The 16,494-nt window shown below is 50.2% G+C and carries 17 protein-coding genes; 3 read left to right on the top strand and 14 right to left on the bottom strand.

Annotated elements, in window-relative coordinates:
• Positions 1-246: 246 nt before the first annotated feature.
• On the bottom strand, positions 247-3,360 hold the full coding sequence (locus tag KTG14_RS12755) for a DEAD/DEAH box helicase (RefSeq protein WP_216971281.1): 3,114 nt from the start codon (positions 3,358-3,360) through the stop codon (positions 247-249).
• A 159-nt stretch (positions 3,361-3,519) separates the two neighbouring features.
• Between KTG14_RS12755 and KTG14_RS12750 the strand changes: the two genes are divergently transcribed.
• On the top strand, positions 3,520-3,969 hold the full coding sequence (locus tag KTG14_RS12750) for an SRPBCC family protein (protein ID WP_216971280.1): 450 nt from the start codon (positions 3,520-3,522) through the stop codon (positions 3,967-3,969).
• Positions 3,970-3,996: 27 nt separating this feature from the next.
• The gene (locus KTG14_RS12745; RefSeq protein ID WP_216971279.1) at positions 3,997-4,755 is read left to right on the top strand and encodes an SDR family oxidoreductase; all 759 of its coding nucleotides are present in this window, start codon (positions 3,997-3,999) and stop codon (positions 4,753-4,755) included.
• A gap of 234 nt (positions 4,756-4,989) precedes the next feature.
• On the opposite strand, the gene KTG14_RS12740 is transcribed toward KTG14_RS12745, so the two are convergent.
• Positions 4,990-5,439, bottom strand: a complete 450-nt coding sequence (locus KTG14_RS12740) for a potassium channel family protein (protein WP_216971278.1) — start codon at positions 5,437-5,439, stop codon at positions 4,990-4,992.
• Between the two features lie 239 nt (positions 5,440-5,678).
• Between KTG14_RS12740 and KTG14_RS12735 the strand changes: the two genes are divergently transcribed.
• Positions 5,679-6,215, top strand: a complete 537-nt coding sequence (locus KTG14_RS12735) for an ECF transporter S component (protein WP_216971277.1) — start codon at positions 5,679-5,681, stop codon at positions 6,213-6,215.
• 38 nt (positions 6,216-6,253) lie between these two features.
• Here the strand turns inward: KTG14_RS12735 and KTG14_RS12730 are convergent, their stop codons facing one another.
• From KTG14_RS12730 to nikA, 12 genes are all read right to left on the bottom strand, one after another.
• Entirely contained in the window at positions 6,254-6,670 is a 417-nt protein-coding gene (locus KTG14_RS12730) for a GNAT family N-acetyltransferase (RefSeq protein WP_216971276.1), read from the bottom strand.
• Between the two features lie 86 nt (positions 6,671-6,756).
• Entirely contained in the window at positions 6,757-8,286 is a 1,530-nt protein-coding gene (gene mqo / locus KTG14_RS12725; RefSeq protein WP_216971275.1) for a malate dehydrogenase (quinone), read from the bottom strand.
• Between the two features lie 313 nt (positions 8,287-8,599).
• Positions 8,600-8,869, bottom strand: a complete 270-nt coding sequence (locus KTG14_RS12720; protein WP_216971274.1) for a hypothetical protein — start codon at positions 8,867-8,869, stop codon at positions 8,600-8,602.
• Positions 8,870-8,952: 83 nt separating this feature from the next.
• The gene (locus KTG14_RS12715; RefSeq protein WP_216971273.1) at positions 8,953-9,513 is read right to left on the bottom strand and encodes a DNA-3-methyladenine glycosylase I; all 561 of its coding nucleotides are present in this window, start codon (positions 9,511-9,513) and stop codon (positions 8,953-8,955) included.
• Positions 9,514-9,574: 61 nt separating this feature from the next.
• Complete coding sequence (locus KTG14_RS12710; RefSeq protein ID WP_216971272.1) at positions 9,575-9,775, bottom strand: hypothetical protein; 201 nt, start codon at positions 9,773-9,775, stop codon at positions 9,575-9,577.
• A 39-nt stretch (positions 9,776-9,814) separates the two neighbouring features.
• Entirely contained in the window at positions 9,815-10,021 is a 207-nt protein-coding gene (locus tag KTG14_RS12705) for a hypothetical protein (RefSeq protein WP_216971271.1), read from the bottom strand.
• Between the two features lie 238 nt (positions 10,022-10,259).
• Positions 10,260-11,561, bottom strand: coding sequence for an MATE family efflux transporter (locus tag KTG14_RS12700; protein WP_216971270.1), 1,302 nt, complete (start codon positions 11,559-11,561; stop codon positions 10,260-10,262).
• A gap of 13 nt (positions 11,562-11,574) precedes the next feature.
• Positions 11,575-12,339, bottom strand: coding sequence for an ABC transporter ATP-binding protein (locus KTG14_RS12695; RefSeq protein ID WP_216971269.1), 765 nt, complete (start codon positions 12,337-12,339; stop codon positions 11,575-11,577).
• Entirely contained in the window at positions 12,321-13,136 is an 816-nt protein-coding gene (locus KTG14_RS12690) for an ABC transporter ATP-binding protein (protein WP_216971268.1), read from the bottom strand. Before KTG14_RS12690 ends, KTG14_RS12695 begins: the two co-directional genes overlap by 19 nt.
• Complete coding sequence (gene nikC, locus KTG14_RS12685; RefSeq protein ID WP_216971267.1) at positions 13,133-13,969, bottom strand: nickel transporter permease; 837 nt, start codon at positions 13,967-13,969, stop codon at positions 13,133-13,135. Before nikC ends, KTG14_RS12690 begins: the two co-directional genes overlap by 4 nt.
• A complete protein-coding gene (gene nikB, locus KTG14_RS12680) occupies positions 13,969-14,913 on the bottom strand; it encodes a nickel ABC transporter permease (protein WP_308461993.1) in 945 nt (314 codons plus the stop codon). Before nikB ends, nikC begins: the two co-directional genes overlap by 1 nt.
• On the bottom strand, positions 14,914-16,443 hold the full coding sequence (gene nikA, locus KTG14_RS12675; RefSeq protein WP_216971266.1) for a nickel ABC transporter substrate-binding protein: 1,530 nt from the start codon (positions 16,441-16,443) through the stop codon (positions 14,914-14,916).
• Positions 16,444-16,494: the final 51 nt, after the last annotated feature.

Genomic DNA, 16,494 nt, shown 5'->3' with positions numbered 1-16,494 from the left:
ATGCGTAAGAGTAGGCGTTGCTCTACTGTTCACATGCTGGAACTAAGCTTAGTAGAAAAAGTAAGAAGTAGTTATCTCTTTACTACTGTAAAAGCAGTTATTGGATCTTCTATAAAATTCCTGAAGGCTAGGCACTTTTTCATTACCTGTAAAACAAAGGATGGAGAAAACGGCATTTATGCGACAAGGAAGTTTGATTTCCGCCCGAAGCTCAATCCCAACCCTATATGAAGATCTATAGTTCATTCAAATCATCAAAATCTCTCGAATGTCCTCTTCACTCATCGACTGCACGGCTTCTGAACCGGATTGGATCATCTCATCCACCAAATCCTGCTTGCGCAGCTGCAGGTCGTACATCTTCTCTTCGATCGTTCCCTTCGCCACCAAGCGCAGCACCTGCACTTCCCTCTTCTGCCCCATTCGGTGCGCACGGTCCGCTGCCTGTTGTTCAACAGCTGGATTCCACCACAAATCATACAAAATGACCGTATCGGCACCCGTCAAATTGAGTCCAGTTCCGCCTGCTTTCAAGGAAATCAAAAATAAGTCCTCCTCGCCTTCATTAAAGCGGTCGCATAGTTCCACACGTTCTTTTGGCGGTGTCGAGCCATCCAAATAGAAATAAGACCTTCCTGAGCGCAACAGCGACTGGCCAATGAGATTGAGCATGCCCGTAAATTGGGAAAACACCAATACGCGACGCCCCGTCAGACGCGCCTCTTCCAGGATTTCCAGCAATTGCTCGAATTTTGCCGAACCGCCTTTATAATCTTCCACAAACAACGATGGGTGACAGCACAATTGCCGCAGGCGCGTCAGTCCCGCAAGAATGCGGATCCGGTTCTTGCGCATGCTGTTGTCGCGCAGATGCTTCAAGGCTTCGTGGCGCAGTTCCGCGAGATACGCCGTGTACAGTTTCTTCTGCTCTTCGTAGAGCTCGGAATGTTCGATACGTTCGATTTTTTGCGGCACTTCCCCGAGCACTTCCGCTTTCGTCCGGCGCAACAGGAACGGCCGCACACGTTTCGCAATATCGGCGTTGCGCAGTTCCGCGAATTGGCTGCGGTCCGGAAGCAGCGCTGGAAAGACGACGTTGAAAATCGACCACAATTCATCGAGCGAGTTTTCGATCGGCGTCCCGGTCAGCGCGAACCGATGCCTGGCGCCCAATTCTTTTACGGCTTTCGCAGTCTGTGTTGCAGGATTCTTAAAGGCTTGTGCTTCGTCAAAGAAAACCGTATGGAACTTCCAGTCTTTATACGCGCCCCGGTCCATGCGCAGCGCCGGATACGAAGTGATGTAGACATCGCCTAACTCTTTCAAGGCTTGCGTCCGCTTTGCTTTTGGGCCATCGACGATGACCGTCCGGATATCCGGTGCAAAGCGTTCAAATTCCGCTTGCCAATTGTACATGAGCGAAGAAGGCGTAACGATTAGTGCCGGCTCGTCATTTGTCCGGATTTCCTCGAGCACCGATTGCACAAAAGCGATGCTTTGGACCGTTTTTCCAAGTCCCATCTCATCCGCCAATATGCCGCCGAAGCCGTATTTCGCGAGCAGGCGGAACCAGCTGAATCCGCGCTTTTGGTAATCCCGTAAAATACCTTCAAAGCGTTCCGGCAACTGTTGTGCTTGCGTCCACGGGTGATGCAACTCTCTCAGCAAGCGCGCAAATTCCGTTCCAGTCTCCGATAATTCATGCTGTTCGAGGCTCCCGGCAAGCCGCATGCCTTCCAGCAGCGGGATGCGCTGGACGCGTTCAAAATTATCTTCATCGATGTTCATGATATCCAAATATTCCTCAAACGCCGCCATTCCTGGGGTTTCAAGCGACATTAACGTACCGTTAGGGATGCGGAAATATCGCTTTTTCTCCCGGATGGCGCGGATGATTCCCCGTAATTCTTCTTCCGGTAGGCCCCCGAGATCGAAGCGGAACTCCAGCCAATCGGTCCGGTCTTTCGGCAGATTGACACGGATTTTCGGCCCTGGCAAGGTTCTTTGGATGCGCATTTTCACCGAAGTCGTCGCATAGACTTCGAGCCATTGTTCGAGCAGCGACACCGTATCGTAAAGGAAATCATATTCCGCTTCTTCGTCCTGCAGATAGAAACCGCCATCCGTTTTCGTCAACCGTCCCGACTCCATCAAGTCCATAATGGCCCGTTCTTTTTCGAGCTGCCTGAACACGCCTGGATACTGACGATAGGTTCCATCAGTCTCTTCACACGGATTGATGATGAGCTGCCCGTAATGAAACTCAAGGCCAGCGAGCAATCGGCTGCGGACACGGTCGAGATACAGTTTCGCGCGCAGCGGCGTCTCTCCGATTTTCTCGATCGCCTTTTCTGTCACGATGACCGGCCCAAGTTTTTCCAGCCCCGGCAAGACAGCTTTCATCATATGGGCGACTTGGCTTTCCTCGACTGTCAGCTCCTCGCCCGCCCCTTGCATCAGTTGCTGCAAGCCTGACAGGCGCTTCATATCAGCTGCGGCCGGCTGCACAATCGATTCTTCCGTTAAGGCAACGCCGTATTTCGGAAAGATTTGAAGACGCTCCAATCCCCGGACAATCAAGCGGTATCCGTCATGGCCATGATCCAGCCGAAACGACACCGGCAATGTATCCGTCACGTGAAACGGCAGCACTTCACCGAGCGGATTTTCGAATTTGGCATGCGTTATTACGCGAAGCACCGGCAATAGGCGCTCCCAATCGCTTGCGGAAACGAGCAACTTTCCGTTTTCATCCGGCTGTGGATTGCTTTTATCGAGTACCCGGAGCAGCTCCAGGACCGGTTGTTCAAGTGCATGGCGGCTTGGGTCGTATGGAATCGCTGCGGTCTCCTCGTATTGGCCGTTCGACAGGGCTGATACGAAGCGCAGCGGATCCCGGACATTTTTTAGGATTGCCGTGCCGCTTCTCAACGTCAGTGCCAACTGTTCTTTGCCTCCGCTGCGTACAGTTGCTTCGACGTGATACGGCACGCGCCGGTCGAAGCGATGCAAACGGGCAGAAGGCTTGTCGTCTTCTTCAAACAAGCCGAACATTTGCTCAGCGAGCGGGCGTTCCCGCTGGCCTAGCTCTTCTGCTGCAATCATTACTGCGGCAATGTGATGGCAATATGTATGGATGAACCCGACAGGCGGGCAGCTGCATTCCGCCCGGATGGTCCCGGCTTGCGAACGAGTCAGCTCGACGTGAAATGAGCTGCGCCCTTCGACGATAGCTGTAATGGACTGGCCATTGGCTTCTGTGATATTAACTTTTCCGGCGATTTGAAACGCCTGGCCTTTTTTATAAGCAGTCTGGCCGCATAATTTGCGGATGTGTTTATCGCTGATCCAAAATTCCATAGCGGCCCCTTTCTTCTGCGTGATATTGTCTTACTTTCATTATCCGACATGGCGCGTTCGTCTTCAAGCGGAGGCGCTTTACACAGGCAGTGCTTTCGACTTATAATAGACTTAATTTTCAGACATTAATTGATAGCTCGATTCAAAGGGGAGATCGCAATGGCTCGTGCCCATCAAAGCATATTCATCCAAGCACCGATCGACGAAGTGTTCCAGTTCGCCAAAAAGCCGGGAAACTGGACGAGTTTCTACAACCATTTATCAAAACCGGAAAGGATCGAAGGCACCGGCGAAGCAGGCACTGAAGTCGAGACCGTATTTTCTATTGTCGGCTTGCGCTTCCCGGTGACGATCAATGTGGTCCGTTGTGAACGCGACGGCGAGGAAGGGTTTTGGGAAGGTATCATCACGGGTAGCTTTATCGCCCATCAAAAGACCCATTATCGCTCGATGGAAGGAGGGACGGAAGCCGTCTTCGAACTGGAGATCGATTTGCCGGACAGCGCTTTCGACCGTTTCACTGAGCGCTTGGTCTATGACAGGCTGGAGAGAACCACCCTGCGCCATACGCTTGAAAATCTCAAAGCGGCTTGTGAATTGGAGCGTTAAAATCTAGTCGATGAAAGGATGAATCAGATGAGATTGGAAGGGAAAGTAGCAATTGTCACCGGCTCAGCTTCCGGCATGGGGAAAGCCATCGCCGCCTTGTATGCCAAAGAAGGCGCGAAAGTCGTCGTCTCCGATATTAACCAGCAAGGAGCCGATGCTGTCGCTGAAGAAATCAACTCTACTGGCGGCACAGCAATTGCTGTCGCTTGTAATGTCGCGAAAGAAGCAGATATCCAAGCCCTGGTCGACAGCACTGTCGCTGAATATGGCACGCTCGATATCCTCGTCAATAATGCCGGCATCATGGACAATTTCGAAGCTGCCGCAGACATCGAAGACGATAGCTGGGAGCGTATTTTCGCAATCAATACGACCGGGGTCATGCGCGCCACCCGAAAAGCACTGAAAGTATTCCTTGAAAAAGGCTCTGGCAATATTATCAACATCGCATCCGCCGGGGGCTTGCAAGGAGCGCGAGCCGGTGCTACCTATACCGCATCGAAGCACGCGGTCGTCGGCTTCACGAAAAATACCGGCTTTATGTATGCCAATAGCGGCATCCGTTGCAATGCGATCGCACCCGGCGGCGTTGAGACCAATATCGGCTCCACCATGACGCATATCAGTGAATTCGGCATGGGCCGCACGCAACCCGGCATGGCAGTCAACCCGCGTATCGGCAAACCGGATGAAATCGCCTATGTCGCCTTGTTCCTTGCTTCCGATGAATCGAGCTTCGTCAACGGCAGCATCATCACCGCGGATTCCGGCTGGCTCGCTTATTGAACTAATTGAAAACCCCGTACGCCGAATTCCGGCATACGGGGTTTTTTGGGCATTAAAAAACACCCCGCATAAATGCGGGATGTATCGATAGCTGCGGCGTATCAGGCCACGCTCCACAACGTGTTCCATAAAGGAATGCCTGTCCGTCTTATGCAGCTTAGCTCATCGCGTAGTTAACAATAGCTCATACAATGCCTTCTGTCAACTTTTTGTCATCCAAGACAGCCACGCTCTTTAGTTCTTCGGCTCATCCGACTCATACGCTTCTTCTTGCTCGACATGGCCATGTTCTTTGTCGCTCGTCATGATTTTGGCAAAATAGGCGGTCGGCAATAACAAGCCAATTGCCGCTTGAACCAAAGAGAAAAACCGGGCACTGCCGACCGGTACCAAGTCGCCATATCCGACGGACATCATCGTCGTCCCACTGAAATATAAATAATCCCAGAAATCATGTGCTCCAGCTTTCCCTTCGGGTGTGGAGAGCCGTATGACGACACTCTGCATGCCAAGCAAGTAGTAGAGCACCGCAAACCCGATAGTGATCCCAATCAATGAATAGAATAGCTTTTGGAATAAGGGAGGATGAAAATTGCTTTTATGAAATTTTCTCCCTGTGAAAAAGAACCATAAATTCGCCGCCATAAATAAGATCGTCAAACCTATTAAGATTGTGCCAAACATACAATCGTTCCCTTCTTGTCGGTTCATCTTGTTATTAATGGTAAAGGAAATAGCAGACATTAGCACTTCTCTGACCCACAGCGCATGAAATACAACTGGGTTTATTATAACTGACCCCTAAAAATTCTTTATTATTGATACTTTCAACTAGGTCAATTACTTGCTAAAGTAATCAAAAACTACATGGTGTTACTTACAGGCATTGTGTCATTGAGTGACCGGAAAGAAGGAATGGTTTCATGCAAAAAACTACTACTTACTCCAGCGGACGCACATATAGCATGATCATCACATCGATGCTCATCGCACTCGTCTTCGTGGCAACCTTGCTGCTCAATATTCGCCTGCCGATTGCAGCAAACGGCGGCCTCGTCCATCTTGGCACGACAATGCTATTCACGGCAGCTCTGTTGTTCGGGCCGAAAAAAGGCGCAATCGCCGGTGCTGCCGGTATGGGGCTCTTCGATTTGGTGTCCGGCTGGACGCTATGGGCACCGATCACGATCATCGCACGCGGGTTGCAAGGCTTCCTGGTCGGCAAAATCGCCTGGTCGGGCGGCCGCAACGGTGACCATATGGGCATCAACATCCTTGCCTGTACCTTGTCGATTCCGGTAATGGTCGCCATCTACTACCTCGGTGAAGCGATCATCTTCAGCAGCTGGATCATTCCAGCAGCCTCCATTCCAGGAAACCTGGTGCAAAACGCAGTCGGATTGGCACTCGCCATCCCTGTCGTAGCAGCGTTGAAAAAAACACCTTACTTCAGAAATTAATACAATGCCGCCCCTGAAATTTCAGGAGCGGCATTTTTTTATTTGCGAAGTGATTTTCTGAATCCATAAAAAGGCCGGAATCCATTGCCTTCATAAAAAGAACTCGACGAACTGGATGCTAGGAGATCGACTCTTGTATCAGGGTGCAACGCGTGCACAAAGTCCAGTAGCCTTCTCCCAGCCCCACGTCCTCTAAAGGGTTGAGCTACAAGCAGTTCGCAAATATACGTACTGACAGAGCCGTCGGTTACTCCTCTTATATAAGCTATGAGTTCCCGGTCTTGTGATTCTACCACATAAGCGATGTTCGAGTTTTTCCACGCTTCTTTTGTTTGGGCATTTTTCTCGACCAGACCTGTCCACCCTTGTTGTTGGTTCAACTGTTGGATGTGCTCCAAATCTTTTTCTTCGTAGCCTCGTATTGTGATCTCCAGCGAATCCCCTGCTTGTGCCATATAAATGCCTCCCGCCAAAATAGTTTAATCGCTTTTCAAGGCTTGCAAAAAAACCGCCAAGATTGCTCTCGGCGGCTTTCTCTTCATTAAATTTGCGGTGTTAAATCTTCCGGCGCGTGATCTGCCGGCTTCACTTCATTTAAATCCAGTGCTTCTGCAGTGTATTGATGAACGTGTTTTAACAGCTCTTCGTTATCCATCAAGGATTTGCCGTAAGACGGAATCATTTCCTTGATTTGCGGTTCCCATTTTTCCAATTCTTGAGGGAAGCAGTTGGCCAGCAGCTTCAGCATGACGTGAACCGCTGTCGAAGCTCCAGGAGATGCCCCGAGCAACGCGGAGATGGAGCCGTCCGCTGAAGTGACTAGCTCTGTACCGAATTGCAGCGTGCCTTTGCCGCCTGCATCGGTGTCTTTGATGACCTGGACGCGCTGTCCTGCGACGACGAGCTCCCAGTCTTCACTCTTCGCAGCCGGGATGAACTCACGCAGTTCTTCCATGCGCTGTTCTTTCGACTGGATGACTTGTTGGATCAGATATTGCGTGAGCGATAAGTTTTTCGCTCCACCTGATAGCATCGTTAACACATTATTCGGTTTAACCGAGGCCACCAAGTCCATATAAGAGCCGGTTTTCAGGAATTTCGGTGTAAAGCCTGCGAATGGTCCGAACAATAAGGATTTCTTATCGTCGATAAAGCGCGTATCCAAGTGAGGAACGGACATCGGCGGTGCGCCAACTTTCGCTTTGCCGTAAACTTTCGCGTGATGCTGTTCGATGACTTCCGGGTTTTTGCAGACCATGAACAGGCCGCTGACCGGGAATCCTCCAATATGTTTCGATTCCGGGATGCCGGATTTTTGGAGCAAGTGGATGCTTGCGCCGCCGCCACCGATAAAGACGAACTTCGCCGTGTGTACGTCGAGTTTTCCGGTTTCAAGATTTTTAACTTTCAGCAACCAACGGCCGTCTTTCATTTGTTTCAAATCCTGCACCATATGGCGGTAATGGACATTGACATCTTCTTTCACAAGACGGTCAAACAGCATGCGTGTCAAAGCGCCGAAGTTGACGTCCGTGCCCGTATCGATTTTCGTCGCTGCGATTGGCTCTTCGTCTTTCCGGTTCGCCATGATCAACGGCATCCATTCTTTCAGGACTTCCGGGTCATCCGAAAATTCCATGCCTGTAAAGAGCGGATTTTTAGCCATGGCATCAAAACGCTTTTTCAGGAAACGGATATTGTCTTCGCCCTGAACCATGCTGATGTGCGGCAGCGGGCGGATGAATTCATCCGGATTTTTCAACAATCCCGTTTTCACGAGATGGGACCAGAACTGGGCCGATACCTGGAATTGTTCGTTGACGTCGATGGCTTTGCTGATATCCATCGTGCCGTCCGGTTTTTCTTTTGTGTAGTTCAATTCACAAAGGGCTGCGTGGCCTGTACCGGCGTTATTCCATTCGTTCGAACTTTCTTCGCCAGGGCTCGACAATTTCTCGAACACATTGATTTTCATGTTTGGAGACAATTCTTTCAGGAGAATCCCCAAAGTCGCACTCATAATACCGGCACCGATTAAGATTACATCTGTATCAGTTTCTCTATTGCTCATGTATACCTTCCTTTTCTACGCAAGTATTAGCGGCTTTTCGAATCCGCCGCTTTCGTGTTAAATCCATCATCTATTGTATGCCTGTTTGACACAAAATCTTTACTACTAACAGATAATTATAAACCATTTTGCGTAAGGATTAAAGAAAATAAGCCTTTTACGCAAAGCCATGAGATGAAAAAGCGGATTCCTGCACTGAAGGCGCGGAATCCCTCTTCGAACGAGCAGCTTAGTCTATTCCGCAATCTGCCACCCAAGCAAAAAGAGACCGTCATTTCGACAGTCTCCACAGAGTTTTCATTGCAATTAAGTTTCACCAACTTGGCTTGGAAGCGAATTTCTTGTAAAGGGCAAGGAGGCACCAGAATAGCATGGCCGTAGCGAAAAAACTGGCCATATACCCGATTGGCGAAACCGTGTAGCCAAAAGACACTTCCGACTGCAATACGTGCTCATTCGCCCATAATGCACCGATATTCGGATGATACAGCATCGTTTTCGCATACCCGACCATAAATGTGACAACCCAATACAAAAGATGGACCATAATGGCCCCAGCTACGGCCTGGCATATCAACTTCACCTCACTCACCCCTTTTCCATATTTTAGCATAAAAAAATGGAAAAGATCCTATATAGAATCCCAACCATTTCCAGTTTTTTAATTTATTTTCGGTTCGCGATGTGAAATGGGCAGCTGATTATATGATCGTCGATAATTCCTACTGCTTGAAGAAACGAATACGTCGTAACGGGGCCGACAAATTTAAATCCGCGTTTTTTCAAATCCTTGCTGACTTTTATAGACAGCTCCGACTGGGCGGGAATCTCCGAGTCCGATTGCCATTTGTTGATTACCGCTTTGCCGTCCGTGAAACTCCAAAGATACTCAGCAAAACTGGTGAATTCCGATTGGACCTCCTTCACCGCCCGTGCATTCGTCCGGACGGATTGGAGCTTGGCACCGTGTTTGATCACGCCGTATTGTTCTTTGATCTCGGCAAGCGCTTCATCCGTCAATGCGGCGCAATAGTCTATATCGAAATTTTGAAAAGCGTCTTTGTAGCTATCGCGTTTTGACAGCACGATCTGCCAGGATAAGCCTGCTTGGGCGCCTTCCAAGCTCAGCATTTCAAATAAATAGCGTTCATCGCGGCTTGGCCGGCACCATTCCTCGTCATGGTAAGCCTGCATCCGTTCGTCGCCTTTTGGCCATTCGCATTGCATTGGAGCACCTCTTCCTATGTTATTTTATGATAAAAAAAGAAGCGGCAATTTTTCCCGCTCCTTACCGATGGTCGTCTTTAGGTGTGTCCTGTTCCTCTACTTTGACGTTTTTTACAGGTGTTTGTTGATCCGGCACATCGTCCACTTGATTGGACTTGCTCTTTTTCAGCATCATGAGGATACTGCCGACCAAAAGCCCGGTAATGAGCAAAAACAAGCCAAAGATGATAAGCGCCACCGTGATTCCACCAGGCATATCCACTTCCGTTTCCTCCTTTCGCTATCGATCCTTATATTCTTCTCATTGTTCATTCTCCAGCTTTTCCACACGCAATTCCAGTCCCTCGATGCGTTTTTGCAAACCCGATTCATCCGCCTGCAGCTTTTTGTTCTTGTTGGCCGCTGCCTTTACGGCGACTACTATTAGCACGATCGCCAAAACGAAAAAGCCGAGAAGGAAAAATGTTGCAATGATATCGCCTATGTTGAACCTCATCATATTATCCACAATTCATATCCCCTTCCAGTCATGGTGTAAACTTCTACAAATCCTATCGAAAACCCTTTATCATCGTATACTGCCAATATTAAAAGGCATTTTCATAAATTTCCACAAAATTAAAGCTCATTCAACTCACTAAAAGCCGAAACCCTCTTTTCAGGGCTTCGGCTTTTTAGTGTTCAAGCGACGCGATTATCGCATCATTTCATTAACTGAGCGGATAGAAATTTATTGAAAAAATAACTCAAACCGAAAAATGCCGGTTCAACTTAGGAATATACATGGAGAGGAAAATCGAACGGCCCGCACTAAATGCTATGAACGCGAGCCATAATCCGTGGTTGCCGAACAGGGGGACGGCGAGGAAATAGATGGCCAAAAACAGCAACAATGCCATCATCATCGACTTCCGGACAGGCGCTGTCTCGGTGGCTCCCGTGAAAATGCCATAAAAAATGATGCCTATGCTTGTGGAAATCGGAAACAGCAATAGCCACATGCTGTAATCGGAAGCAATGGTGATGACTTCCGGGATTCCGGTAAATAGCCGGATGACCGGGCCGCTGAACAGCCCATACACAGCAGTTAAAAACAACGCCGTGAAAAGCGCCCATTGGCTGGCCAAAGCGAGTGTCCGTTTATACAAGCCTTCGTCCTTCGATCCAAGCGCTTTGCCGGATAAAATACTCGAAGCATTCGAGAAGCCGTCGAAGAAATAAGCCATCAAATAATGGATTTGAATCAGCACGGCATTGGCAGCCAAGGTCTCGGTGCCGAATGAAGCACTTTTGTATGTAAAGATATTAAAAACGGCGAGCAGGCAGACAGTCCGGATAAACAAATCCTGATTGACGGCAATCATTTTCTTCAGCGCTGCGCCTTCAAAAATTTGCTGGAGAGGCAATAGCTTGAGCGTGAATTGCGTCCGTTTCATGAGGAAATAAATGCCCAAAACCATCGCGCTCACTTCGGCGATCAAGGTGGCCGATGCGACCCCGGTGACGCCCCAAGCGAACCCTGTCACGAACAGTAAATCGAGCGCGATATTCAATAAGTTCATAGCGATTTGAATCGTCACTGCCAGACGGATGCGCGACATGCCCATCAGCCAGCCGAGGATGACGTAATTGATGAACGTCACCGGCACGCCCCATACGCGGATATGGAAATAATCCAGCGCCAAGGCCTCTACGTCTTGTGCCGGATTAAGCAAGGCCATCGCAGCTGCCGCAATCGGATTTTGGAGGAGCAGGAAAACGAGCCCGATTAACAACGCGATGAAAAACGGCCGGATAAACGACAGCGTTTCCTGCAGTTCATCCCGCGCGCCAAGTGCCTGAGCCGCAAAGCCTGAGGTGCTGACGCGCAAAAAGCCAAACAGCCAGTACATCGTATTGAATATTACGGTGCCGATGGCGACGCCCCCGAGATAAGCGGGGTCCGGCAGCTGCCCGACGACCGCCGTATCCACGGCCCCGAGCAAAGGCGTCGTCACGGTTGAAAAGGTTAAAGGCAAGGCCAACGCCAAGTATTTTTTATGATTCATGGTGCACTCCTGTTCAGTCGAATAAAGAAATCAATTGTTGTGTATAAGGATGGCGTTCATCTGCAAACAAATCACCTTTTTCGAAACGGTCGACGATTTGCCCTTGTTTCATGACCAGTATTTTTTGGCTTAATGCCTGAATGGCCAGCAGATCGTGGGAAATAAATAAATACGATAAGTCCAATGCGTCGCGAAGATGATCCAGCAACTTCAAGATCGACATTTGCGTCAGGACATCCAAACTCGAAGTTGGTTCATCCAGCACTACAAGCGCGGGCTCCAGGCTGATGGCGCGCGCAATCGAGATACGTTGCTTCTGGCCGCCGCTCAGTTCATGGGGATAGCGAGACAACAAGTCCGGAGAAAGTTCCACCGCTTCCATCAATTGGCGCGCCATCCCTTCTTCACTGCCATGTTGGAAGTGGCTCAAAGATACTTGTGCGCCGTATTGGCGAAATGGTTCCATCAATGAATGGCGAATTTTCAGCTTCGGGTTCAGTGAAGAAGCGGGATTTTGCATGACGGTTTGCAGGTGGCGCCGATACGGGCGGATTTCCCGTTCGCCTTTATCCTGCAAGGGCGTGCCTTCAAACAAAATCTCCCCTTGGTCAAGCCCCTCCAACTGCAAAATGCAGCGGGCGAGGGTGCTTTTGCCGCATCCGCTTTCGCCGACAATCCCGAGACATTCCTTCCGGTCGAGCGAGAAGTTGATGTCTGTTAGTACCGGAATGCCCGGCTGGTAGGATTTTTGGACATTGTTCAATTGCAGTAAACGCATGATGTGTCGTCCCCCTTCAACAGCTGGGATGCTGCGGATAAGCTTGGTGATGCCGCCATCAGCGACCGGGTATAAGCATGCTGCGGCTGGTCCAGAACGCTTTGCTTATCGCCTTTTTCGACGATTTCTCCTTCTTTCATCACAATAATTTGGTCGGCATGTTTTCGTACATGCCGCAGATCGTGGGTAATGAACAGCATCGCGCAGCCGGTTTTCTGCTGTAGGTCCGCGAGTAAACGAAGCACCTTAGCGGCTGAAATGCTGTCGAGTGCCGCTGTCGGTTCATCTGCAATGACGAGGTCCGGCTTTGTCAGCAATGCCAAGGCGATCGAGCTACGCTGAAGCTGGCCGCCGCTCAATTGAAACGGGTAGCGCGTGTACATCTCGGGCTGCAATCCGACCGATTCGAGTGCTTGTTCCGCCATTTCCCGTCGCTGTGCTTTCGAAAGCTTGAAATGGGCTTTCAAAAACTCCTCAAAATGGCGGCCGATTGTATGGAACGAAGTAAATGAACCTTGATAGTCCTGAAAGATATAGGAAATGGAAGTGCCCCGCAAGCGGCGCATTTCTTTTGCACCGAACTGCAGGATATCTTTTCCATTATAAAGCGCTTTGCCCTGGGCTTTCAAATTCGGCGCGAGCAAACGGCCGATCGCGGAGGCGCTGACGCTTTTGCCGCTACCGCTTTGCCCGATGATGGCGAGCCATTCGCCTTTTTGGACATCAAAGGAAATGCCCTTAACAAGTGGGACCTCTCCGGCCTGGACCGTTAAATTTTGTACAGAGAGCAACGTCATTCTGCCACTTCCTTTTTCACGTCAAATTTATCGCGTAAATAATCGCCAAGCAAATTAGAGAGCAACACAACGGTCACGATGGCGAGTCCGGGGTAGATCATCAAGGCCGGAACTGTCTGGAAATAGGGACGGGCTTCATTGAGCATCGCGCCCCATTCCGGCGCCGGCGGCTGAGCGCCAAGCCCGATGTAAGACAAGGAAGAAATCAATAAAATGATTTTCCCCAGATCCAAGCTGGCGAGCACCAAAATATGGCCAATCAAATGGGGAAACAAATGTTTCCACATGATGCGCCATTCGCTCAAGCCGTTGATCTTGGCCATGGTGATGTAATCTTTCTGCCGTTCCGTAACGACTGTGCTGCGGGCAAGGCGCGCGTAATTCACCCATTTGACCAAAATGATCGCCAGCAGCAAGTTCTCGATGCCTGCACCAAGCAAACCGCTCAGCACGATCGCGACGACCGTGTCCGGAAACGCCAAAAACGCATCCGCCACCCTCATCAGCAGGCGATCGACAAGGCCACCCTTGAATCCAGCAATGACGCCAATCGGCACTCCGATGGCGACCGCCAACAACAGCGCCAAAAAGCCATAGCCCACCGTCAATTGAAAGCCGAGCAGGATGCGCGTCAGCATATCACGCCCCAAATGATCGGTGCCAAAAGGATGCTGCCAGCTCATCGGGAGCAAGCGCTCATTCAAATCGACGAATGACGGGTCATGCTTCAATATGAGGAATGCGTAAACCGCAATCGCAGCAATGAGGATTAGGAAAGCCGATAAAAACACCTTGGTGGCACGCGTTCTATTTATAGTAAGCCGGCTTGTCATCACACTCTCCCCTTTCCTTTTAAGCGCAGTTCCGGATTCAAATAACGATACGATAGATCGACGATGCTATTGATCACAAATACCAGGATGGCCATAACAAAAATATAGCCCTGGATCATCGGATAATCCCTGCCGCGAATGGCATCAACGACCATCTTGCCGATTCCGGGATAGGCGAAAATCACTTCAATGACAACGACTCCACCGATCAAGCTGCCTAGGCTGACGCCAAATACCGTGATAACCGGCGGCAAGCTCGCTCGCAGCACATGGCTGAAGAAAATCCGCGGCTCTGAAATTCCGCGGGCGCGCGCAGCTCGGATATTTTCCTGGTTCAAGGAATCAATCAAGCTCGAGCGCAACAGCCGGACATAGACGCTTGAAATGGCGAGCCCTAACGTAATAGAAGGAAGGACGGCAGAATGCAAGCCGTCCCTCCCCATTGTCGGCAGCCATCCTAGGCGAACACCGAGCAGATCGATCAATATAAGGCCCAGCCAAAAACTTGGAACGGCGGCACCGAGCAATGACAAGCCGCGGCTCACTTGGTCGATCCAGCTGCCTCGGTAAAGCGCAGCGAGCGACCCGAGCGGCAAAGCGACCAGCACCATGACGAACAGCCCGCCGAGCGTTAATTCCAAAGTTGCCGGAACGCCACTCCACAACATGTCCATGACGGGCTGGTTGGAAATATAGGAATTCCCGAAATCCAAGCGGGCAAAATCTACCAGCCACTCGCCGTACTGGACGAGCAACGGCTCGTTAAACCCCATGTCCTCTCGCAATTGCTCCACCTGTTCAGCCGATACCGATAAATCATCAACGCGCAGGATCGACAGCACCGGGTCTCCCGGAGCCATGCGCGCGAACAGGAAACTGACAAACGTGATCAATAATAGAAAGACCGCAACTTCGGCTAAGCGGCGTGTAATGATGCGAATCACTTACTCCACATCCAATTCGTTCGTCAGCATATAGTACTCGCTTCTTGTCGTCGTCCAATTTTTTACCTTGTCGGAATTATAGGCAACGAGCGTGTTCGGATGCAGTACAAATGAGTTGTACATTTGCTCGTCCACGTAGCTGGCGATTTCTTCTGCGATATCCGAACGTTGCTCCTGGCCGACGACTTGATTTAACTCATCGATCATCGCCGTCAGCTTGTCATCGTCTGCACCGCTGAAATTGAGTGCGCCGTCGGGATGATAGGTCGCGTTCAAATAATAGCCGGCATCCCCGCGCGGTGCCGTTAAGTTGCTATAAGTCGTCAAATCCCAGTCACGGTTAGCGGCCATATGCTCTTCCGGGATTTCAATTTGCTCAATCACTACTTCAATGCCAAGCTGTCCTGCATCTGATTGGAACACTTGGGCAATTAACGGCAAATCGGCGCGTGCGCTATAGGTCAATAGCGTCCAGGTCAACGGCTCCCCATCTTTTTGCATCACACCGTCCTGCTCCGTATAGCCTACCTGTCCCAAAAGCTTGCGCGCTTCATCGATCCCACGCTTTTTTTCAGGATAGTCCGGCGCAAAAGAGAAGGAAGATGGAAACGGCCCTGTCGCCACTTCCGCATGGCCGCTCAAAATCGTCTCAGCGATCATGTCACGGTCGATCAATGCATCGATCGCTTGGCGGACATGCACATCTTTCAAGGACTCACGCTGCAAGTTCATGGTCATCTGGTGGACGCGGAAAGTTGAAGTCGACTCGACCGTCACCCCGTCAATCGCTTCCAACTGTTCGACCGTTTCCACTTCAGGGCGGAACACGATGTCCGCGCCTTTTGATTCGAGCGCAAGCGAACGCGCATTGGCGTCTTCGTTAAATGAAAATCTCGCTTTCTCCAATTTCGCAGCACCGTCCCAATAATCTTCGAAGCGCACCAAGTCTACAGCCGTACCAGGCGTAAACGATGCCACGGCAAACGGGCCGGTGCCGATTGGTTTATTGATAAAATCGGTTTCACTGACGTCGATGATCGAGGTGTTCGGATGCACCAGTTCAGAAGGGAATTCCGGAAACGGCATCGTCGTCTTGATGGTCAATTCCGCCCCTTCGACTGCAATCGATTCGATGCGCAACGCATTTTCAATGGCGATATTATCTGCCATGGCGCGTTCCAAGGAAGCTTTCACCGCTTCGCCGTCCATCGGCTTGCCGTTTTGAAACTTCACGTCTTCGCGCAAGGTGAACGTCCAAGTCTGGCCATCCTCACTCGACCAACTTTTCGCCAGCCAAGGTTCGATCTCCAGAGTTTCGTCATTCAAATAAACCATAGTCTCGGCAATGCCAGCACGCACTGGCACATAGCTTGTGTCGACATGAGGGTCGAGTGAATTGGTCGCAAAATTGAATAATAGATTCACTTCTTTAACGGCGTCTTCCCCGCCCTCCGCCGATGAATCGGAACATGCGGACAATAAAAGCGCCATAGCGGCTAATACAGTGAGTAAAACTAGCAGTTTCTTCATAAAATCTTCTCCTTATCGAATAATTTTGGCAAAATTAGCCGGTCATACAAA

This window comes from Planococcus sp. CP5-4_YE (assembly GCF_019042655.1).
GTDB lineage: Bacteria > Bacillota > Bacilli > Bacillales_A > Planococcaceae > Planococcus.
The sequence above is the reverse complement of the archived record's forward strand: the minus strand, read 5'-3'. Positions and strand labels throughout refer to the sequence as shown.